Genomic DNA, 21,713 nt, shown 5'->3' on the forward strand with positions numbered 1-21,713 from the left:
CAGATGGTTAAGTAGCGATCCGGCAGGGACTATTGACGGGTTGAATTTATATCGCATGGTAAGGAATAATCCTATTTCATTGATGGATGAAGATGGGTTAAAGCCTCATGATCGTAAACAAGGTTTTATATATTCACCTTTTTCTGATATGGGGGCTTTAGAACAAATCGTTGGTAAAAATGCGCAACGTATATTAAATAAAAAACAAATAATGCCTATTATTGTTGATACAGAAAAACAAAAAAAAGAACTGCTTTTGAATCTAAAATCTGTTTTATTATCTGAAGGGAAAGCGACTGCTTTAACAAAGATACTAGGCATTATTGATCAAATGGATGGTGGTGAACCTCCTCAATATTCAGCATTGAGTGAGGCAGTAGCCCCATCTAATTTTAAAGTGAGTAGTTTAGAGAAAACAACCGCATTAAAAAACCTTGATCCCAGTCAGCACAAACTTTTGTTGATAGGACATGGATCAGCAGGTGTTCCAGCTCTCTCGAATGATGATGAAAAATCTATTCGAACATTTAAAGAATTAGCTGAAAATTTTAAATCATCAGGTTTACCTATGAACTTTTCAGATATCAAGCTAACTTCTTGCCATTCTGGAGATGACAATATAATTATAGGCTCTATTATTCCTCCTGGTGAATCTCTTGACGAAGCTCCTGCTCAATACTTCGCAAATGAATTGGGAAAAATAGGATATAAAGAGGTTAGAGTTTATGGTTATCGAGGAATGGGAGATAGATTTACATTAGCTAATAACATTCATAAAACACGTTCAATAATTAGCTCTTCAGGGAAAAAACAACGGGGAGAACAAGTTTGCATCGTTATATATTCAAGAATAAAAATATAAGCACATCAACAAGCCCCACCCAAATGAAATCGAAACCTGTTATATCGATAAATTCATGGAGTAGATAACTTTTTTTCAATTAATTCAATCTTAAATATCTCCAATAGATATTTAAGATATTAGGATAAATCATGACAAACAATATGGTCTTAATCCACCCCACCATCGCCATCAGCGATAACCGTGGGCTGGGTATTCGTACACTGGCCTATAACCGCAGTGAGAGCAGTCAGACTGCCGATGAGCTGATCACCCATAGCTGCTATAACGCACTGGGGCAGTTAGCCGCCAGTATCGATCCCCGTCTGTTTACCGCACAACAGCAAGACAAAACCGTTCTGCCCAATTTTCGCTATCACTATAACCTTGCTGGAGCCGTGCTGCGCACCGACGGTGTCGATAATGGCACCCTGATGCAACTGATTGATGCTAAAGGCCGTACGGCGGTGAGCATCAATGCTCAAGGCGCCTGCCAGTGGGTTATCTATGAATCGGGTGACACTCATCTGAGCCGCCCGATTGAGTACCAGCAGCAAACTAAAGGGGGGAGCAAAACCATTACTGACCGCTTCTTCTATGGTGAAAACAGCCAACAGCATAAAGACGCTAACCTCAACGGCCAGTGCATCCGCCATTATGATACCGCCGGATTACAGCAGGTTATTAGCCTGTCGATCACCGGTGCGCCACTGCAACAACTGCGCCGCTTACTGGCCGAGACCCTCGGCCCGGTAGATTGGTTTGGTAAAGAACACTGGGATTCACGTCTCAGTGATGAGTATTTTGTCACCCACGGCACCACCGACGCCCTCGGCCAGCTACTCACCCAGACCGATGCCAAAGGCCATCTCCAGCAGATGGCCTATAACCGTGCTGGTCAGTTAAGCGGCAGTTGGCTAACGCTGAAGGGCGGAGCTAAACAGGTGATGGTTAAATCCCTCACCTACTCCGCTGCCGGGCAAAAACTGCGCGAAGAAAGTGGCAATGGCGTGGTGACGCAATATCGCTATGAGGCTGAAACCCAACGGCTTATCGGCATTAAAACCACCCGCCCGGCCCTGAAAGACCGGCCAACCCTGCTGCAAGACCTGCGCTACGACTATGACCCGGTCGGCAATATTCTGGCTATCCATAATGATGCTGAGACCACCCGCTTCTACCGTAATCAGAAAATCGTGCCGGAGACCACTTACCGCTACGACGCCTTGTATCAACTGATTGAAGCCACCGGCCGTGAATCCGACAAAAACAGTGCGCAAAGCGCTAACCTGCCAGACTTAGTCTCACTGACTGACGGCAATCAATATGTCAATTACACCCGCCGTTACAGCTATGACCGTAGCGGTAACCTGTTAAAAATACAGCATACCGGTGCCAGCAACTACAGCACGCTCATCACTGTCTCCAATACCAGTAACCACGGCATTCAACAGCAAGATGGGTTAACGGCCGCTGATATCCGCAGTCAGTTTGATGCCGCCGGTAACCAACAACAATTACAACCCGGCCAGCCGCTGCAATGGGACGCCCGCAATCAGTTGCAACAGGTGATTACCGTTAAGCGTGAGGCTGGAAATTCCCTCAACAATGACCGCGAGAGCTATCTGTACGGCAGTGATGGCATGCGCATCGTGAAGCAAAGTATTCAGCAAAACCAAACCAGCAAAGTAGTGTATTTGCCGGGGCTGGAGCTGCGCACTCAGCATAATAACGATAAGCTGACGGAAGATTTTCAGGTGATTACCGTCGGGGCTGCTGGTCGCGCCCAGGTGCGGGTATTACGGTGGGAGCACGGTAAGCCGGATGATATTGCTAATAATCAATTGCGCTACAACTTTGATAACCAAATTGGCTCCAGTTTATTAGAGCTGGATCATAACGGCGATATTATCAGCCAGGAAGAGTATTACCCGTTTGGTGGCACCGCCGTATTTGCTTCGCGTAACACGGTGGAAGCGAAATATAAAACCGTGCGTTATTCCGGTAAAGAGCGCGATGCCACCGGCCTGTATTATTACGGCTTCCGCTATTATCTGCCGTGGCTGGGCAGATGGTTAAGTAGCGATCCGGCAGGGACTATTGACGGGTTGAATTTATATCGCATGGTAAGGAATAATCCTATTTCATTGATGGATGAAGATGGGTTAAAGCCTCAATCGTTTATAGATAGTCATGAGGAAAGTTCTACTTCAATAGAAAATTATAGGAAATCAATCAATGAATTAGACTTTAAAAGTGACTACCAGCAGGGGATAAGTAAACTGGCTGATACTTTTGTAGAATACTTTAACTTTATACAAAAAGAAAAAATACTCCAATATGTAGACAAGGATTCGTTGATACAACAGTTCTCTAATGAGTCAAGTTTATCTTTGTCTGAGGCAAAAGATTATATTGAAAAAACAGAATCATTTGGTTTTACTGCTTCTAATTTGCAAGGAAAACCTATTTTTGCATTCTCCGATAAAAATGCTGGAGGAGAACATTATGCAAGACATGAGTCTATTCATTTACTTTCCGCTCCTGGAGGATTGACTGGGCTACAGACAGTTAATAACAACTTAAATGAAGCAGCAACCGAAGTCACAACCAGGCTAATAGAATCTCATTTAGGACTAAATGATAGTGCAACAATGAGCGCTTATAATCGTGCCTATCCTAGTTTAGCTGAATTTTTAATAAAACTTATTGACGTTGGTGGAGATAGGGCCAAAGGAGGACTATTATCCAGTTATTTACAGAATACTGGGTTAACAGATATGATTACTCCCTTGGCTGAACTATGGATCGAAAGAACTGATAATAACTTAATAAAACAAGGATTTAATAAAGCACCATCAAATACAGATCCGTTATTACGGTTAGAAAAAGCAACTAATCTTCTCGGCAAAGATATAATTCGATTATCTGGAGAGCTAGGAGGACAACCAAATCTAAAAGATATTACTGACTTCTCCATCGTCAGTCCGATTAAAAAAATCGGACTTAAGCTTGGGTTTTCAGTTTAAGATAACTTAATAGTTTTCACTATACATTTATATTAGCCTCAATCTAACTGATAAAATAGGATGGTTATATTATTAAATATCTTAAAATATAAAATAAAAACCATAACAAACCCTACAACACGTAGGGTTTGTTAAAAAAATTAGATTATAGATTATTAATTTAAACGTTGCTCGCGGCAGTCGTTGTTAGGATTTGAAAAGCCATAGATATTTCTATTGGCTATACCGCATCATAATAGCCAATAGAGACATCTTTAAAAAAGCCATTAAAAGCATTTTAATGGCTCAATCTAAATCCTACGCCGTGCCACCCACCGTCAGATTATCTAACTTCAGAGTAGGTTGGCCAACGCCAACTGGCAGGCTTTGGCCCTCTTTGCCGCAAACGCCGACACCTTTATCCAGCGCCAGATCGTTACCGACCATGGAAATCTGCTGCATGGCTTCAATACCTGAACCAATCAAAGTGGCCCCTTTCACCGCACGGGTAATTTTGCCTTTTTCGATTAAGTACGCTTCGGAGGTTGAGAACACAAACTTGCCGGAAGTAATATCCACCTGACCACCACCAAAGTTAGGTGCATACAGGCCATATTCCACACTGGAAATTATCTCTTCCGCTGTCGATTTACCCGCCAGCATATAAGTATTGGTCATACGCGGCATTGGCAAGTGCGCATAGGATTCACGGCGGCCGTTACCGGTCGGCGTAACCCCCATCAGGCGTGCGTTCAGCTTATCCTGCATGTAACCTTTAAGAATACCGTTTTCAATCAGTACGTTGTACTGGCCCGGCACCCCTTCATCGTCGATAGCCAGCGAGCCACGACGGCCCTGCATGGTGCCATCGTCCACTACAGTACAGAGTTCTGACGCCACCAATTTACCCATTTGGCCGCTGAAGACTGAGCTGCCACGGCGGTTGAAATCACCTTCCAAACCATGACCGACCGCCTCGTGCAACAACACACCCGGCCAACCTGCGCCTAAGACTACTGGCATAGCACCGGCAGGGGCGGCAACAGCCGACAGATTTACCAGTGCCATTCTGACCGCTTCATTGGCAAAATTATCAGCTCGCACTTCGCCATCCACAGTTTCGAGGAAGTAGTCATAGCCAAAACGGCCACCACCACCGCTGGCACCGCGTTCGCGTTTGCCGTTGTCTTCCACCAATACGCTGACCGACAGCCGCACCAGTGGGCGCACATCTGCCGCCAGCGTGCCATCAGTGGCTGCCACCAGTACCTGCTCATAGACACCGCTCAAGCTGGCACTGACTTCCTGCACCCGTTTATCGGCGGCACGGGCCACTTTATCGACCCGATGTAGCAATGCGATTTTGTCTTCCCGGGAGAGACTTTGCAGCGGATCCAACAACGAATAGCGCGCCTGATAGGCAATCTCGCCTAAGGTATGCACTTTGCCGTTACCCGTATCACGCACAATACTGCGCGCGGCATGGGCACTTTGTTGTAAAGCATTCAGGGTGATTTGGTCAGCATAGGCAAAACCGGTCTTTTCACCGCTGACGGCACGTACGCCCACACCCTGATCAATATTGTAAGAGCCATCTTTGATGATGCTGTCTTCCAACACCCAGGCCTCGTGATAGCTGGACTGGAAATACAGGTCAGCGTAATCGAGGCGGCGTTCAGCCAACTGCCCCAATACTGAGAACAAGTCCTGATGGTTCAGCTTGTTAGCAGCGAGTAACTGCTCACTGACAAACGAGAGGCTCATAGTGTTCACTCTTATTTAGATGATTGTTTTGAATCAGATAATCGCGGTACCAGCGACGATACAAAGCGATTGTGCTGCAATACCGGCATCTGATTACGAATAGTGTTCAAACCTGTGGTGTCGATTTTGACTTTTAAGGCAGCAACCGCATCTGGGTTCTGCCCGATTATTTTACCCCAGGCATCGACCGCCATAGTGTGGCCCCAAGTGCGACGAGTGGCGCCGTGACGCCCTACTTGTGCGGCGGCCAGTATCACACATTGGTTTTCAATCGCCCGTGCGCGCAATAATATTTCCCAGTGAGCTTCACCGGTCATTTTGGTAAAGGCCGCCGGTACTGAAATAATCTCGGCACCCTGCGCGCGTAACGCCTGGAATAAGCCAGGGAAACGTAAATCATAACAAACCGTCATGCCCAAACAACCTACCGGCGTATCAACCACCGTCAGTTGCTGCCCCGGCTGATAGGTATCCGACTCACAATAGTGGCTATGAGTATCGTTTATATCCACATCAAACATATGGATTTTGTCGTAGCGAGCTTTAAGCTCACCCTGGTCATCAAACAACAAGCTACTGGTGGTGATAAGGTCCGCTGACTCGCGGCTTTTCATTGGCATCGAGCCAATTTGGATCCAGACACCGTAGCGGCGGGCCATTTCGCGCACTTCTTGTTGCAAAGGCCCGTCATTGTGCTGTTCCGCATGGTGACGATAAGAGGCTGCATTAGCAAATAACAATGCATTTTCCGGCGTCATAACCAGTTTAATGCCAGAGTTTAACTGTTTGATCTGTTGCTCAATCTGAGCCAGATTGTCACGGATATTTTCACCGCTGCATAACTGCAATAATGCAACATTGGCATTTTTCATGGCGCCTTACTCTCCTTTAGCTGGCGTAATACTTCATGGATGGTCGGTTGATCCAAACTACCGGTGATTTGGTAGCGAATTAGCGAAACCTTGCTCCATAACGGCCCTAAAATCTTCGAAGCAGCAAATACCGCCGCCCCGATCACTGGGTTGATCGCAAAAGCGGTTGCGACGCCTACAGTAGCCGAAATATCTGGCGTAATGACAGCTTCCATGGCGATTTGGCGTTTAACCAAGTCTACATTACCGCTCATGGCAATATCGGCTGCCAATCCATCCACCACTAAATCATTGGTGTGCATCACGCCATTTTTAATATTGGCGCTGCCCCGAATAGAATCAAATGCAAAGTCACGACTAAACGTATCACTAAAATCGAGTTGGAGCTTACGTAATAGTGCGTCAAAGCTAACCAGCCGCAGTAGTTGCCCGGCCCGCCCTCCACCAAGATCACTCAACTGCCCTCGGCCCAATCTACTCTTTAACGTCCCGTTTAGGGTATTAATCTGTGGCTGCCACGGGACACCACGCCAGTTTACCTCGGCATTGATATCAAAAGAGGCATCCTTTATCGGCGTGGTCAGGCCGAAGAATGAAATGGTTTCATCGATTTTTGGCCCGCTCAGTGCCACATTGAGCGCGGTTTGATCACCAGTTCCGTCTTGTTGCCATTGCCCGGTAATTATTGCCCGCCCATTACCTGCCTCAATAAGGCCATTGGTCAGGGTCAGAATAGAACCTTTGGGTGTCAGATCGGCATTAATCCGCCCCACATTCTGCCCCAAAATCCAACAGGCTTTACAGCGCAATTGCACAGCGGGCCAATCACGGAACGAAATGTTACTGTGGCTCTGTGGCTCCTGCAATGCCGCCTGCGCCAGTGGATTTTTCTGCTCGCTAGCGGCCCATTGCGGGTTGTAATAAAGATAATCGATATCAGCATGCCATGGCCCTTGGTCTGCCATCAGCAAGCTACCCTCCACTTCCTGACCTTTTGCCGTGACTTTGGTGCCCGACAGTAGCGGCTCTAGCTGAAGTGTCAGTTGGTGCCAGGTTTGCCCTCCGACCAATAGCTGCGGCGTCTGTAATGTCAGCCGCTGAGGGAGAATGACATTGGATTTACTGCCTTTTATTTTGGGTTGCGCTGACGAGGCAAAAGGCGCGCTCACCGAGGCAAACTCAGGTGCCAATAGGGCCAGCCAACCTTCGCCATCCAATACCGGTAACTTGAGTACCAAACCTTTATCATCCGGTAGCGACGGAGGGGGGGGGCTGCCCGTTTTTTTATTGTCAGTCGCTCGATTATCACTTTGCCAGATGGCACGAGCCAGTTCGACTTGATCCTTTTGCAGCAGCCATTGGCTGTTAAAAGTCTGGTGACTGCCCGCGCTGCCCGACAAGGTAAACTCATCCAACCCACCGATGACCTGTACCTGTAGCGGTAATGGCTGACCACTTGATTTATCTAGCGGTAAAGGTAAGTGACTGCTTACTTTTTTCAAGTCAGCAGTGACATCAACTTTATAATCTGGCTTACCCTGCTTGGGTAATTGCACGGCTACTTTGCCCTGCCAGTTGGCACTGCCACCCAGTAACTTCGCCACATCTGCCGGTATGCCGGGTAATTTAGCGGGTAGCCAGTCGCCTTTCAGCCCGACATCCACCAAAAAGTTCTTTGGTTGTTCCTCGGTGGTAAAATCGACCGTTAATGGCTGCCCGAACCAGTTGGCAGATAAGGTATCGCTATCGAGGTTGCCATCATTAAAGCGGAACTTGCCGTTGATATTCTCCAGTTGGCTTTGTAGCGGCTTAACCAGCAGGCTGTTATTTTTCAGCGTCACTTCACCGCTGGCGTGGGTGATACGGTCCTCCTCCAAGGGAATATCCAGGTGTAAGCGCCCACTAACTTTCCCACCCACTTGCAACTCTTCCAGTGTTTCAGCTACCGAGTCATTAAGTGGTGTTGCCGTAAAGTAATCATGGATATCACGCCCAACACCGGCAACTTCGGCGTCAACATACAATTTTTCTTTCAGATAGTCCGGAATGACGGCGCTAATATTACTGCCAGTGACGTTACCCAACATGACCTGGGGCGCCACCATCCACAGACCGTCATTGAGAAAATCGAGGTCGATAACCAGGTTTTCTAATGCAGGCCAATCCGGCTGGAACTGGAAGGTCGCATTACGCACTGGCACCGCGACCTGAAATTGACCTTCTTTATGTTTATAAGGGAAATCATTAGGATTGCCGTTATAAATCAATGTGGCATTGTCTACCTGCCCACCCTGTAACGCTTCAGTCAGATAATCCGCCAGCTTCTTACCCAACAGTGGTTCAGGGAAGTAGCGCCAGGCATCGGTGGCATCATACAAGCGAATACCCGCCAGGATTTTAAGCCACGGTTGCCCAATCTCTGGCTGCTGATAGCGGAAGCTACCCTTGCTCCACAGCGATTTAGCCCTGACATCCAATTGATCACTCCACAGCGCCCAGCCTTTGTCATCAACCAGCCAGTTCAATGCGCCACTGGCCTGGCTCACCTCGAGTGGTGCGCGGAACATATCACCATAAGGTAACGTGCTGTTTTTAAGGTTGATATCCAGCCGACCAGACTCTGCGGAACCACTCAGTGCACCAGAAAAATGATTAACACCTGGCAGAAGGCTCCAGTGTTGCCAGCTAATATCGTGCCATTTGGCCTGAAAACGGCTTTTTTCCGGCTGGCTGATAGGAATGTCCAATGCCAGTGCATTGATATTCCCTTGTGGCCGCAAGTCCGCCCAACGATTCATTAGCTCAGGGGTAAAAAGTGACAAGGTCGGTAACAGTGGCCCCACCCGTTCCAACTGAATATTGGTGGCACGAATACGTAGTTCTTGAGATTGGTCCGGCCCAATAAATTGGGTATTTTCAGGTAACCACAGCGCGGATAAACTCCCTTGCGGCCAAGGTTGTCCATCGGTTTTAAGACTCAATTCTGGCGCATCAACTTGCCAGCCATTCCCCTGACGGCGGCCTTCCAATACAAAATTATCTACTGCTAACTGATGAGTTTTGTTACCGACAGTCCAATTGGCTTGCCCTTGGCTGAGTAAGACATTACCACGATAGATTTCGCCACTTTTGATGCTCAGCCAGGCCGCCAGGCTGAATTCTGCGCTGTCCAGCCCGGTATTATTGTGCAGCCAACGACTGATCCATGGTTTCAGATCGATATTGTCAGCCTGCATATAAACAGTGCCGTTGTTCAAAATACCCTGATCATCTTGTAGATCCATTCGCACCATTACTACACCGTGCTGACCATTAATGGTCGACAGGCTGATTTGGCCTTCAGCACGATGGCGGCCAGGCGAGTTAAGCCAGGTCAGTTGTGGGATCTCTAATTCAGCACGGGAGCCTGAGGGGGTAAGGAACGAGACACGGCTGTTACGTAGATCAAAATGGTCTAACTGACGCAGGAAGATATCAGTAAGATTACCCGCCTCAAGATTACGGCGGTTGTTCTGCTGCATATCCAACGTGGTATTGAGGCTCAACTGCAACTGATAGAAGGTCATGTCGCGGAACTGCCAGCGCCAACGCAGCAATGACTGCCACACATCAAGCGCAAGGGTCACCCGTTGTACCTGCCAGTCGGCTTTCGGCAATTTAGCGCGAATATCACGCAATTCTAACGTCGGACCAAAGGTTTCCCACGATCCCTGCATGAACCCCACTTCCAGTGGAATACCGCTGATCGACTGAACTTTAGCCACGATTTGCGGACGATAATCATTGATAAGAGGCAGCATCATGCGTAGCCCACTGATCAACAGTGCCACCACAACAATCATTGTAGCGCCTGTCGCTAACAAAATCTTGGGCAGTCGCCTCACACATCTCTCCTTGCCATCCACCACACAAATGGCCGCGGATCTCGATAAAACCCATACACAAAGGCCGGGAGGCTCTTACATCATCACCACATCAAACTGTTCTTGGTTATACAGTGGCTCAATCTGAACTTTGACCTGCTTACCGACGAAGATTTCCACTTCTGCCAATGCGTGGGATTCTTCACCTTTCAGCGCTTCCCCCACCGCTGGAGAAGCATAGACCAGGAAGCGGTCAGAATCATAAGCGTGGTGAACGCGGACAATTTCACGCAAGATCTCGTAACACACGGTTTCCACCGATTTGACGGTACCACGGCCACGGCAGGTCGGGCATTCGTTGCATAACACGTGCTCAATGCTCTCCCGCGTGCGCTTACGGGTCATTTCGACTAAACCTAGCTGAGAGAAACCGCTAATACTGGTTTTTACCCGATCTTTACTCAGTGCCTGTTCCAATGAATGCAATACACGCCGACGATGCTCTTCATTACTCATGTCAATGAAATCAATAATGATAATCCCGCCCAGATTACGCATCCGCAGTTGGCGGGCTATGGCCTGAGTGGCTTCAGTATTGGTATTGAAAATGGTCTCTTCAAGATTACGGTGACCGACAAAAGCCCCCGTGTTGATATCCACGGTGGTCATGGCTTCGGTTTGATCGATAATCAGGTAACCACCTGATTTTAGCTCAACTTTACGCTCTAATGAGCGCTGAATTTCATTTTCTACATCGTAGAGATCGAAGATCGGCTGCTTACCGGCATACAGCTCCAGCTTTTCCGTCATTTCCGGAATATATTCGCGGGTAAATTCCACCAGCAAATCGTAAGTCAGTTTGGAGTCAACACGGATTTTATCCAGCGCCGCACCGGCAAAATCACGCAACACCCGTTGCGCCAGCGCCATCTCACCATAGAGTTTATATTTGGTGATATTGCGTTTTTTACGCTCCTGGACTTTAGTCCACAGACGCTTAAGGAACGCAGCATCCGCAGATAAGTCAGCTTCGCAAACGCCTTCGGCGGCGGTGCGGATAATAAAACCGCCCTGTTCATCGCAATAGGCTGCCACGGTCTTTTTCAGGCGTTCGCGTTCAGCTTCACTTTCAATACGCTGGGAAACACCAACATGGGCCGCACCCGGCATTAAAACCAGATAACGAGAAGGTAGGGTAATATCAGTGGTCAAACGTGCGCCTTTGGTACCAAGGGGATCTTTCACCACCTGCACCATCAGATCCTGCCCTTGGCGAACCAGTTCAGCGATATCGCGCACATTGAAATTTTTCTGCTCATCCCCAGCCACGCATTCGGTGTGGGGCATGATATCGGAAGCATGAAGGAAAGCGGCCTTCTCCAGGCCTATATCGACAAAAGCGGCTTGCATACCCGGTAACACCCGACTAACACGACCTTTATAGATATTACCGACAATCCCTCTTTTGGCTTCACGCTCGATGTGTATTTCTTGCAGGATGCCACCATCAATGTAGGCAACCCGCGTTTCAGACGGTGTGATATTGACCAGTAATTCAGCTGTCATGACTTCCTCTCACATTACGTAGCGCAATAAAATTACTTAGTAATTCATGGGTTTCTACCAACGGCAGCCCCACTACGGCATGATAGCTGCCAGTAATGGTTCTGACGAAACAGCCACCTTTCCCCTGAATACCGTAAGCGCCCGCTTTGTCCATGGGTTCACCGGTAGCAATATAGTTACTGATTTCCAACTGAGATAACACACGAAATGTCACATCTGTCACAACCATGGTAGATAATACATCTTGTTGGGTAGCCAGTGACACCGCAGTGATCACCTGATGCTGCTGCCCGGACAGCGCACTCAGTATTTGCTGCGCATGGGCTTTATCCCGTGGTTTTTCTAATACTTGCCCATTTAACACCACAATGGTATCTGCTCCTAATACCGGCAGATCCCGTGGCGCGACCTTCACCCCTGCTCGTGCCTTATCCAGCGCTAAACGCTGGACATATTGTTGCGCACTCTCCTCTGGATGGCGTTGCTCTTCAACCTCTGTTTTCAAAACCTCAAAGGGAACATCAAGCAGGGTCAGCAATTCACGGCGACGCGGAGAACCAGAGGCAAGATACAAGGCGGTCATGAGTCTTAAGTCCTTATTGCACCGCAAATTGACGGCGAATTTTACGCATTAACAAGAATAGCCAAGGCCATAGAATACCGTTAACGACACTACTCCAGAAGACTTCCGGCCGGAATGAGACATTACTGACTAAAAACTCAGACCAAAACACCACAACATCCATCGTCAACGAAAGCAGCATCACGATAAGCGCTTGCTGCCACAATGCCATATTGCGAAATAGCTGGAATTTAAACGCCACCAGATAAGCGATAATACTGAGCGCCAGCGCCCGCACCCCAAGTGTTGAACCCAAAATAAGATCCATAATCAACCCGAGCACAAAGCCGGTACCCACATTAACCCGATGCGGTAATGCCATCACCCAATAAATTAATATTAATGCCAGCCATGAAGGTCGGAACATATAAATCTGTTCCGGCCACGGCATAATTTGCAGCACCATGGCAATCAGGAAGGATAACCAGATAACCCAACGACCATTACTGCTGTAACGGTTCATCGCGATACTCCCGGCGCAGTCACTGTCGTTGCTGAATTTCTAGCGGGTGACGTTCTGGCAGGTGCCGTTGTCGCAGGTAAAGTCGTAATAGTGGGTGGCGCGGGTGGCCCCATATCATCGGCGGCAGGCAATACTTGTGACATCATGGGAGCCAAACGTTCATTCGCCACACGGCGAACCTCATTCGGCGGTAATGGCATATCACCATTACGGTCAGCACCCCACAATAACAACAGGTAACGTAAGCGTTGTAAATCTGCCGTTGGGCGAGCCTGAATCACAGTATAAGCCCGCTGGTTATCCACTTTGACAGAAGAGACTACCGCTACCGGGTAACCTTCGGGAAAACGCCCCCCCAAGCCAGACGTCACTAACACATCACCGACACGAATATCTGTATTGCTGGGTAAATGTTCCAATAATAAGTCATCAGTACAGCCACTCCCTGCGGCAATCACCCGAATATCGTTCCGCAACACTTGAATAGGTAGAGCATGGGAGGTATCACAAATTAATAATACGCGGCTGGTTAATTTACTCACTGCGACAACCTGACCTACGACACCACGGTCACTGATGACCGGCTGGCCTTCGTACACCCCACTATTAGAACCTTTATCGATAACTACCTGGTCACTGTAAGGGTCTGTCCCACTGGACATCACCTGTGTCACCATTTTTTGTTCATCCTGACGCAGCGGGGAACCCAACAATTCACGTAAGCGATTATTTTCCTGCTTAAATTGCCCGAGCAACTGTAGGTCAGTATTTTTCAGCAACAGTTCTTGGCGTAACGCACGGTTTTCCAGCGCCAGTTGTTCACGGGTAGCCAGAGTTTCAGAAACGTTGTCGAGAACTTTGCGTGGCCCATTGGCCAGAAAATAGAAAGGGCTAACGGCGGTGTCCATATAGGTACGTATTTTAACGAACGTACCCAATCGGCTATCAGCGATAACCAAAACAATAGCTGCAAGAACAGCAAAGAACAGTCGTAATTGCAGGGATGGACCCCGGCTAAAAATCGGCTTCATAAATTATGCGTATTCCTCGACGACATACATAAAGGAGGCACTAAACCTGATGAACAAAAATACGCTCACCTGATTTAGTCCTCCTTTTTGGCTGACTATTCTTCGCTGAACAAATCGCCGCCATGCATATCGATCATTTCCAACGCTTTACCACCACCGCGTGCAACGCAGGTCAATGGATCTTCTGCCACCACGACTGGGATACCCGTTTCTTCCATCAGCAGGCGATCCAGGTTACGCAGCAATGCGCCACCACCGGTCAATACCATACCGCGCTCGGAGATATCAGATGCCAGTTCTGGCGGACACTGTTCCAGTGCAACCATCACCGCGCTAACAATACCGGTCAGCGGCTCTTGCAACGCTTCAAGGATCTCATTGGAGTTCAGCGTAAAGCCACGAGGTACACCTTCAGCAAGGTTACGACCACGGACTTCAATTTCCAAAACTTCATCACCTGGGTAAGCAGAACCGATGCCATGTTTGATACGCTCAGCAGTCGCCTCACCAATCAATGAACCGTAGTTACGGCGCACATAATTAATAATGGCTTCATCAAAGCGGTCACCACCGATACGCACAGAAGAAGAGTAAACCACACCGTTTAGAGAGATAACGGCCACTTCTGTGGTACCGCCACCAATATCGACAACCATTGAGCCGGTTGCTTCAGAAACCGGCAAGCCAGCACCAATTGCCGCCGCCATTGGCTCTTCAATCAGAAACACTTCACGAGCGCCTGCGCCCTGAGCAGATTCACGGATCGCACGGCGCTCAACCTGAGTAGCCCCGACCGGCACGCATACCAATACACGCGGACTTGGGCGCATAAAGCTATTGCTATGAACTTGCTTGATAAAGTGTTGCAGCATTTTTTCGGTGACAAAGAAATCGGCAATAACGCCATCTTTCATTGGGCGAATAGCTGCGATATTGCCGGGGGTACGCCCAAGCATCTGTTTAGCCTCATGGCCTACAGCCGCAACGCTTTTCGGCGAGCCAGCACGATCCTGACGAATAGCAACCACTGAAGGTTCATTCAGTACAATGCCTTGTCCTTTAACATAAATAAGGGTATTGGCGGTACCCAAGTCGATGGACAAGTCGTTGGAAAACATGCCACGAAATTTCTTAAACATAACGAAAGGATAATCCTGCAAGCTGGGGGCGGAAAATAAAATCCGCCTACTTTACCAACCACACGAAGCAGCGACAAGGCGCAAAAACGTCCTGATTCGGTGAAAAAGTAGCTGCGTTATTGGCATCTCGTTCCATTCAGGATCCATGTTGCTTGAAAAGGTTAAACAAACCCTCGACACAACACAGACTCTGCGCAACGACCGGCGTAACACAGCACATAAAATCTAACATTTAACCTGATTATCGTCGGATGTAAGCACTCACCAACGATTTACGGAAATGACTGACTCATTCTACGTTAATTTTTGCTCAACGATCAGGCTAAACATGGCCCTAATACGAATATTTTTTCTTTCCGGGGTCTAAATGCGTTGGCAGCGCAAAGAAATTACCCTGCCCACCATAAACACCTTTCTCCTTCAGCGTTTGCCATTCTTCACGGGTAAGCACTTCCGCCGCAAAAACTTTCGCATGCGTCCCCGCACAGGCACCGGTCAGACTTTCCACAAACAACTGATTTTCATAACGTAAATTAATGTTTCTTACTAATCCCGGATGAAGTTTGATCATTTCAACCCGTAAAGATTTAATGTAAGAGGTGCTGACAACCGTCAATCCGGCCTGTGACACCATCACCTTGCAGCCCACGCCAAGCAATAAACGCATCATCGGGCGGATTTGGTCGATATGTTGACACACATCTGCCTCTGCAAGTTCAAAGATAATTCGCTTTCTATCAGACTTTCTGCATTGTAAGAGCGTATCTCGCAGCCAACGCTGGAAAGAACGCTGCAATAATGAATCAACGCAGATAGAAAATGCCAGAGTTTCGTCCGGCCATAAAGCTAATAAAGGAATAATCCGATCAATTTTTTGGCGATCATAACGCTCAGCCAAACCGAGCAATTGCACTAATGGCATAAACTCGGCAGCCAGCAGCTCTTGCTCACCATCATATATGCGGCTGATGATTTCACGGTGATGAATTTTACCGTCAACCGTAATGACCGGCCTCTGATAAAGCCTTGGGCCACCGTTAACCAGCGTTTGTTCCAATAACGTGCGCCATTTGACGCTACCACGCCCTTTTTCTGATACTTGAGTGTCGTACACATACCAGCCATTCCCCCCATACATCGCCGCATTTTTGGTCGCTTGTCCAGCATTATCCATAACCTGTTCGGCTGATTCGCCACTGCGATACGCCACAATGCCAATATGCAACAATGATTCACGGTCAATAATATAGGGAGCAGGTAACGCGCCTACCGCGTGAACCAGTTGTGCGGCCATGACATCGGCATCTTTTAGGGTCTTATGTGGCAACAATATGGCGATATTACTGTGATGGTAACGCGCCAGTAACGCGGAAGGATAGCGAGCAACAAAAGTAGAAAGTAGATTAATCAGCAAATGCATTAAATCCTGTACCTGCTGATGATCATCCGTCTCATCTAAACGATCAAAATCAGGCAACTGCACCATCATAACGATCCCATGAGCACCGTGCTCTTCCAATTGAGTCGTTAGCTGATTATCAAAAAACTGACGATTACTGAGGCCGGTTTTAGCATCCCGCGCAGCAAAGGTGCGAATCAATGTACCCACTCGGTTACGTTCTTCCCTCACTTCGATTAGCTCGGCCAACAGACGGTCAATGGCACGGCTGGCGCAAGGCGGCCATTCATAACCTTCACTGTGGATAGCATATTCACGCTCGCCATTAAGAATACGTTTTGCTCGCCGCTCAAGTTTTTCCTGGCCTGCGGTCTGGTCACGCAACCAACGGAAACTTAACAGTAGCGCCATGGCAATCACGGCGGCCGCCAGCGATAAAACGGACAGTGCATAAAAAGAGCGGACGTAGCTGCTCAAGGGGTCAATATAGGTGAAATGCATTGTGGCCCCAGGCTGATGCAGCATAGGTATCGCCAGATGACGATATCTGCTTTTGCTATTCCAGGGCGTATAAGTTGCCGGGAGTTTAAGCTGATACAACGTGCTGGTCTGATCTTGGATACTGACTTCTACCACTCCGATCGTCCGCATCATTATAGGCAGCCACTCTCGTTCTTTATCAGCAGATTGCAGAAGAAGAGACTGATCATAAGCTGTCACAATACTCTGGAGACGGTGCTCCATCTTTTTCTGACATAGATAGAAGAAACTTGCCGTGCTCCCCAGTAATACTAAGCACATAGCCGAGACGACCAGTAGGGTCATAAACGCAGAAAGTTTGGTTGTAAATCGCATCCCTTTAGCCTTGCGAAGCGCAATTAAGCGAAAAAAATCCCTCGACTCCCTTGAGGAAAATACTGTATGACAGAAATGCGTCATAACACGGACGTTTTACTTTATAGTGCGACAATAACACAATAATTCAACCTCTTTCCCTGATGTTCGATCAATCCTCCTTCAAGCATAGCCATGATAAAAATCAATGGATCGATTTTTGTTCTTGATCAGACTTGAAGATTGGTGTTACCGCTATAATTAGTTCACGCTTAGTCCATACTTTTTTTGAATTATTCACAATTTATACCCAACGTCATCCACGTTGCAAAAAGGTATATCGGGAGAGTGACACATGCGAGCACTGATACTTGAGCAAACTGAAGGCCGCACAACAGCAGAAGTGCGTGAGACATGCCTCTCACAACTGCCAACCGGTAATGTCACCGTTGATGTCAATTGGTCCAGCCTGAATTATAAAGATGCTCTGGCCATCACGGGCAAAGGGAAGATTATTCGCGAGTTTCCCATGGTTCCGGGCATTGATTTTGCCGGTACGGTGCACAGCAGCGAAGATCCTCGTTTTCATATTGGCCAGTCGGTTTTGCTGACCGGCTGGGGAGTGGGCGAAAACCATTGGGGCGGTTTGGCGGAACAAGCACGTGTCAATGGCGACTGGTTGGTGCCAATGCCTGAAGGCTTGGAACCCCGTAAAGCGATGATTATCGGTACCGCGGGTTTCACCGCTATGCTGTGCGTAATGGCGCTGGAGGAAGGGGGGGTCACACCGGAAAGTGGTGAAGTGGTGGTGACCGGGGCCAGTGGTGGCGTTGGTAGCACTGCAATTGCCTTGCTTTCCGCGTTGGGTTATCAGATTGCTGCAATATCCGGTCGTGACAGTAACAGTGAATACCTGAAAAGTCTGGGTGCTCACCGTGTACTATCACGCAATGATTATCTTGATGCTTCACGCCCACTGGAAAAACAGTTGTGGGCGGGTGCCATTGATACCGTTGGCGACAAACTACTGGCTAAGGTGCTGGCGCAGATGAATTACAACGGTACTGTGGCCGCCTGCGGGCTGGCGGGTGGCTACACGCTACCCACGACAGTGATGCCCTTTATTCTGCGTAATGTGCGTTTGCAGGGGGTGGATTCGGTCATGACCCCACAACCACGCCGTCAACAAGCCTGGCAGCGGCTGCTGGAAATTCTGCCTGAAAGTTTCTATCAGCAGGCTTCACAATCTATTACGCTGGCCGATGTACCAGAAGCTGCGGCAAATCTGTTAGCCAATAAAGTCACTGGCCGAACCTTGGTTAAAATTCGTTGATTCGGTGCCTCCGGGGGTATCTGCCCCCACCTTATCATTCGCATTGTAATGATTTTCAAATTTCTCTCCGCCCTCTAGCGCTTGTCCCTATATGCCGCCATGATTAATATTAATAAGGTCAGTATGTATTCCCCCTGTTTGACGGAGTCATTTTATGCGCAACTTTTTATCTCATTCCCTGCGTAATGCTGCCATATCGCGCAAACTAACAGAAGCCGATGTCACCCCGGAAAACATTTTTTATCAGCGCCGCAAAGTACTACAGGCATTAGGGATAACCGCTGCGACACTGGCGTTACCTACCTCCGCACATGCTGATTTACTGGCATGGTTTAAAGGCAATAACCGCCCCAAAGCGCCATCAGGTAAGCCGCTGGAATTTACTAAATCAACGGTTTACCACCCCGATCTGGCGATGACTCCAGAAGATAAAGTCACGGGTTACAATAACTTTTATGAATTCGGTCTGGATAAAGCCGATCCCGCCGCCAATGCCGGAACCCTGAAAACCGAAGGCTGGCAGATAAAAATCGACGGCGATGTCGCCAAACCGATGACACTGGATATTGACGACCTGATAAAGCGCTTCCCGTTGGAAGAACGCATTTACCGTATGCGCTGCGTGGAAGCCTGGTCAATGGTGGTGCCGTGGATTGGTTTTGAACTAGGAAAACTACTGAAATGGGTTGAGCCAACCAGCAACGCCCGCTACGTGGCATTTCAGACACTTTATGCACCCGATCAAATGCCAGGGCAAGAAGACCGCTTTATTGGTGGTGGTTTGAAGTATCCATACGTTGAAGGATTACGGCTGGATGAGGCCATGCACCCACTGGCCTTTATGACTCTGGGTGTGTATGGCAAAGCCCTGCCGCCACAAAACGGTGCTCCACTACGGCTCATCACGCCGTGGAAATATGGTTTTAAGGGGATAAAGTCCATCGTTCATATTCGCCTGACTCATGATCAACCCCCGACGACCTGGAACCTGAGTGCACCCAACGAATACGGTTTTTATGCCAATGTGAACCCGCATGTCGATCATCCGCGCTGGTCACAGGCCACTGAGCGCTTTATCGGTTCCGGCGGCATTCTGGATGTACAACGCCAACCAACACGACTGTTTAACGGCTATGCCGATCAGGTAGCCTCACTGTATCGTGGTTTGGATCTGAGGGAGAATTTCTGATGCGACTCAGCCTGCGGCAAATCAAATGGTTAAAAGTCGCTATCTGGCTGGCGGCAGCACTGCCCTTCTTGTGGTTAATTTTATCGGTCAATCAAGGCTGGTTCAGTGCCGACCCGGCAAAAGATATTCAACATTTTACCGGCCGCATGACACTGAAACTGCTGTTAGCCACTCTGGTGGTCACGCCGCTGGCGCGCTACGGCAAACAACCCTTACTTATCCGTTGCCGCCGGCTGCTGGGATTATGGTGCTTTGCCTGGGGAACCTTGCATTTGGTCAGCTACTCAGTGCTGGAACTGGGGCTGAATAATATTGGCCTGCTTGGGCGTGAACTGGTTACCCGCCCCTATCTGACCTTGGGTATTATCAGTTGGCTATTGTTGCTGTCACTGGCAGTAACATCCACCTTGTGGGCGCAACGAAAAATGGGAGCCAACTGGCAAAAACTGCATAATCTGGTGTATGTTGTCGCCATTCTTGCGCCAATTCATTATCTTTGGTCGGTGAAAACGCTGTCACCCTGGCCCATTATCTACGCAGTGACGGCGGTCATATTACTGGCGTTACGTTATAAAAAATTTCGCCAATGGGGTCGCTAAAAACCGGAATCTATCATGGTTATCCACGTTATAAATGGGTAGCTGATACATATTTCCCACTCTTTTTTATTGAATATCTTCGCTGATAAGACCAGTATTTAGCTGCTAATTGCTACGATATCATTATAATGCCCGACCTTAGTACCGATTGCAGTGTCACATTTCTCGTAAAAAGGTGACAAATCGGTGACATCAGGTTATTTTTTACGATGATGGACTAATTGCCGGAGATACCAGCACAATGTCGGATAAGTTGCACATTTTGCTTCTGAATGGCCCTAACCTGAATCTGCTTGGAACACGTGAGCCAGAAAAGTACGGTGACACCACGTTGGCTGAGATTGTCAGTCAGTTAGAGACTGAAGCTCTGGCGATGAATGTCACGCTGTCCCATTTGCAGTCAAATGCAGAACATGTGCTGATTGATAGAATTCATCAGGCACGGGGGAATACCGACTTTATCCTGATTAACCCGGCAGCATTTACGCATACCAGCGTGGCGCTGCGTGATGCACTGCTAGGCGTGCAGATCCCGTTTATCGAGATCCACTTGTCTAATGTGCATGCCAGGGAGCCTTTCCGTCATCATTCATATCTCTCTGATATCGCGGTTGGGGTGATCTGCGGACTTGGCGCAGATGGCTACAACTTTGCTTTACAGGCAGCGGTAAATCGCTTGTCAAAATCCAACTAATGCAACACAAAAAGAGTACGGAATCACACTCATGGATATTCGTAAGATTAAGAAACTGATCGAACTGGTTGAAGAGTCCGGCATTTCAGAGCTGGAAATCTCAGAAGGCGAAGAGTCAGTACGTATCAGTCGTGCTCCCGCTGCACCAATCTACCCAATGATGCAACAACCGTATGCTTTTGCTGCACCACAGCAACAGCCCGCGTTGGCAACCGCAGTTGCCGCACCCGCTGCTGAAGCGGCAGCACCCGAGGCCATCAGCGGCCATATCGTGCGCTCCCCAATGGTCGGTACTTTCTACCGTACCCCAAGCCCGGATGCCAAAGCCTTCATTGAAGTAGGTCAGAAAGTTTCTGCTGGTGATACTCTTTGCATCGTTGAAGCGATGAAAATGATGAACCAAATCGAAGCAGATAAATCCGGTACTGTAAAAGCCATTCTGGTTGAAAACGGTCAACCGGTTGAATTCGACGAGCCTCTTGTCGTCATCGAGTAA

The 21,713-nt window shown here is 48.3% G+C and carries 16 protein-coding genes; 7 read left to right on the forward strand and 9 right to left on the reverse strand.

Going from position 1 to position 21,713, the window contains the following annotated elements; translation table 11 throughout:
• A partial coding sequence (locus tag AEP37_RS27350; protein WP_049614891.1) for an RHS repeat-associated core domain-containing protein occupies window positions 1–862 on the forward strand: 862 nt, incomplete at its 5' end.
• Between the two features lie 131 nt (window positions 863–993).
• Window positions 994–3,870: an RHS repeat domain-containing protein gene (locus AEP37_RS19370; protein ID WP_082170871.1), complete on the forward strand. Its 2,877-nt coding sequence runs from the start codon at window positions 994–996 to the stop codon at window positions 3,868–3,870.
• 297 nt (window positions 3,871–4,167) lie between these two features.
• On the opposite strand, the gene tldD is transcribed toward AEP37_RS19370, so the two are convergent.
• The 9 genes from tldD to csrD all read right to left on the reverse strand — a co-directional run bounded on the left by tldD (window position 4,168) and on the right by csrD (window position 17,423).
• Window positions 4,168–5,613: a metalloprotease TldD gene (gene tldD, locus AEP37_RS19375; protein ID WP_049614892.1), complete on the reverse strand. Its 1,446-nt coding sequence runs from the start codon at window positions 5,611–5,613 to the stop codon at window positions 4,168–4,170.
• Window positions 5,614–5,624: 11 nt separating this feature from the next.
• On the reverse strand, window positions 5,625–6,485 hold the full coding sequence (nit1, locus tag AEP37_RS19380) for a deaminated glutathione amidase (protein ID WP_049614893.1): 861 nt from the start codon (window positions 6,483–6,485) through the stop codon (window positions 5,625–5,627).
• A complete protein-coding gene (gene yhdP, locus AEP37_RS19385) occupies window positions 6,482–10,369 on the reverse strand; it encodes an AsmA2 domain-containing protein YhdP (RefSeq protein ID WP_049614894.1) in 3,888 nt (1,295 codons plus the stop codon). Before yhdP ends, nit1 begins: the two co-directional genes overlap by 4 nt.
• Window positions 10,370–10,444: 75 nt before the next feature.
• Window positions 10,445–11,914 (reverse strand): ribonuclease G, encoded by a 1,470-nt coding sequence (gene rng, locus AEP37_RS19390; protein ID WP_049614895.1) that lies wholly within the window; start codon window positions 11,912–11,914, stop codon window positions 10,445–10,447.
• A complete protein-coding gene (locus tag AEP37_RS19395) occupies window positions 11,904–12,497 on the reverse strand; it encodes a Maf family protein (protein WP_049614896.1) in 594 nt (197 codons plus the stop codon). Before AEP37_RS19395 ends, rng begins: the two co-directional genes overlap by 11 nt.
• A 13-nt stretch (window positions 12,498–12,510) precedes the next feature.
• Window positions 12,511–12,999 carry a rod shape-determining protein MreD gene (gene mreD / locus AEP37_RS19400; protein ID WP_049614897.1) on the reverse strand — a complete coding sequence of 163 codons (489 nt, stop codon included), beginning with the start codon at window positions 12,997–12,999 and terminating at the stop codon, window positions 12,511–12,513.
• Window positions 12,996–14,030, reverse strand: a complete 1,035-nt coding sequence (mreC, locus tag AEP37_RS19405) for a rod shape-determining protein MreC (protein ID WP_049614898.1) — start codon at window positions 14,028–14,030, stop codon at window positions 12,996–12,998. The genes mreD and mreC overlap by 4 nt, the downstream gene beginning before the upstream one ends.
• 95 nt (window positions 14,031–14,125) lie before the next feature.
• The gene (gene mreB / locus AEP37_RS19410) at window positions 14,126–15,169 is read right to left on the reverse strand and encodes a rod shape-determining protein MreB (protein WP_049614899.1); all 1,044 of its coding nucleotides are present in this window, start codon (window positions 15,167–15,169) and stop codon (window positions 14,126–14,128) included.
• 334 nt (window positions 15,170–15,503) lie between these two features.
• The gene (gene csrD, locus AEP37_RS19415) at window positions 15,504–17,423 is read right to left on the reverse strand and encodes an RNase E specificity factor CsrD (RefSeq protein WP_049614900.1); all 1,920 of its coding nucleotides are present in this window, start codon (window positions 17,421–17,423) and stop codon (window positions 15,504–15,506) included.
• Window positions 17,424–17,757: 334 nt separating this feature from the next.
• Between csrD and acuI the strand changes: the two genes are divergently transcribed.
• The 5 genes from acuI (at window position 17,758) to accB (ending at window position 21,713) form a co-directional block, all read left to right on the forward strand.
• A complete protein-coding gene (gene acuI, locus AEP37_RS19420) occupies window positions 17,758–18,735 on the forward strand; it encodes an acrylyl-CoA reductase (NADPH) (RefSeq protein ID WP_049614901.1) in 978 nt (325 codons plus the stop codon).
• 154 nt (window positions 18,736–18,889) lie between these two features.
• Entirely contained in the window at window positions 18,890–19,924 is a 1,035-nt protein-coding gene (gene msrP / locus AEP37_RS19425; protein WP_049614902.1) for a protein-methionine-sulfoxide reductase catalytic subunit MsrP, read from the forward strand.
• Window positions 19,924–20,523: a protein-methionine-sulfoxide reductase heme-binding subunit MsrQ gene (msrQ, locus tag AEP37_RS19430; RefSeq protein WP_049614903.1), complete on the forward strand. Its 600-nt coding sequence runs from the start codon at window positions 19,924–19,926 to the stop codon at window positions 20,521–20,523. The genes msrP and msrQ overlap by 1 nt, the downstream gene beginning before the upstream one ends.
• A gap of 241 nt (window positions 20,524–20,764) precedes the next feature.
• Window positions 20,765–21,217 carry a type II 3-dehydroquinate dehydratase gene (aroQ, locus tag AEP37_RS19435; protein ID WP_049614904.1) on the forward strand — a complete coding sequence of 151 codons (453 nt, stop codon included), beginning with the start codon at window positions 20,765–20,767 and terminating at the stop codon, window positions 21,215–21,217.
• Between the two features lie 31 nt (window positions 21,218–21,248).
• Complete coding sequence (gene accB, locus AEP37_RS19440; RefSeq protein ID WP_049614905.1) at window positions 21,249–21,713, forward strand: acetyl-CoA carboxylase biotin carboxyl carrier protein; 465 nt, start codon at window positions 21,249–21,251, stop codon at window positions 21,711–21,713.

Origin of the sequence: Yersinia pekkanenii (assembly GCF_001152565.1) — a bacterium.
Taxonomy (GTDB): Bacteria; Pseudomonadota; Gammaproteobacteria; order Enterobacterales; family Enterobacteriaceae; genus Yersinia; species Yersinia pekkanenii.

Bases quoted from the DNA above. Each gene is read 5' to 3' on its own strand.
- AEP37_RS19370 (WP_082170871.1), top strand. From the start codon at position 994: ATGACAAACAATATGGTCTTAATCCACCCCACCATCGCCATCAGCGAT.
- tldD (WP_049614892.1), bottom strand. From the start codon at position 5,613: ATGAGCCTCTCGTTTGTCAGTGAGCAGTTACTCGCTGCTAACAAGCTG.
- nit1 (WP_049614893.1), bottom strand. From the start codon at position 6,485: ATGAAAAATGCCAATGTTGCATTATTGCAGTTATGCAGCGGTGAAAAT.
- rng (WP_049614895.1), bottom strand. From the start codon at position 11,914: ATGACAGCTGAATTACTGGTCAATATCACACCGTCTGAAACGCGGGTT.
- AEP37_RS19395 (WP_049614896.1), bottom strand. From the start codon at position 12,497: ATGACCGCCTTGTATCTTGCCTCTGGTTCTCCGCGTCGCCGTGAATTG.
- mreD (WP_049614897.1), bottom strand. From the start codon at position 12,999: ATGAACCGTTACAGCAGTAATGGTCGTTGGGTTATCTGGTTATCCTTC.
- mreC (WP_049614898.1), bottom strand. From the start codon at position 14,030: ATGAAGCCGATTTTTAGCCGGGGTCCATCCCTGCAATTACGACTGTTC.
- mreB (WP_049614899.1), bottom strand. From the start codon at position 15,169: ATGTTTAAGAAATTTCGTGGCATGTTTTCCAACGACTTGTCCATCGAC.
- csrD (WP_049614900.1), bottom strand. From the start codon at position 17,423: ATGCGATTTACAACCAAACTTTCTGCGTTTATGACCCTACTGGTCGTC.
- acuI (WP_049614901.1), top strand. From the start codon at position 17,758: ATGCGAGCACTGATACTTGAGCAAACTGAAGGCCGCACAACAGCAGAA.
- msrP (WP_049614902.1), top strand. From the start codon at position 18,890: ATGCGCAACTTTTTATCTCATTCCCTGCGTAATGCTGCCATATCGCGC.
- msrQ (WP_049614903.1), top strand. From the start codon at position 19,924: ATGCGACTCAGCCTGCGGCAAATCAAATGGTTAAAAGTCGCTATCTGG.
- aroQ (WP_049614904.1), top strand. From the start codon at position 20,765: ATGTCGGATAAGTTGCACATTTTGCTTCTGAATGGCCCTAACCTGAAT.
- accB (WP_049614905.1), top strand. From the start codon at position 21,249: ATGGATATTCGTAAGATTAAGAAACTGATCGAACTGGTTGAAGAGTCC.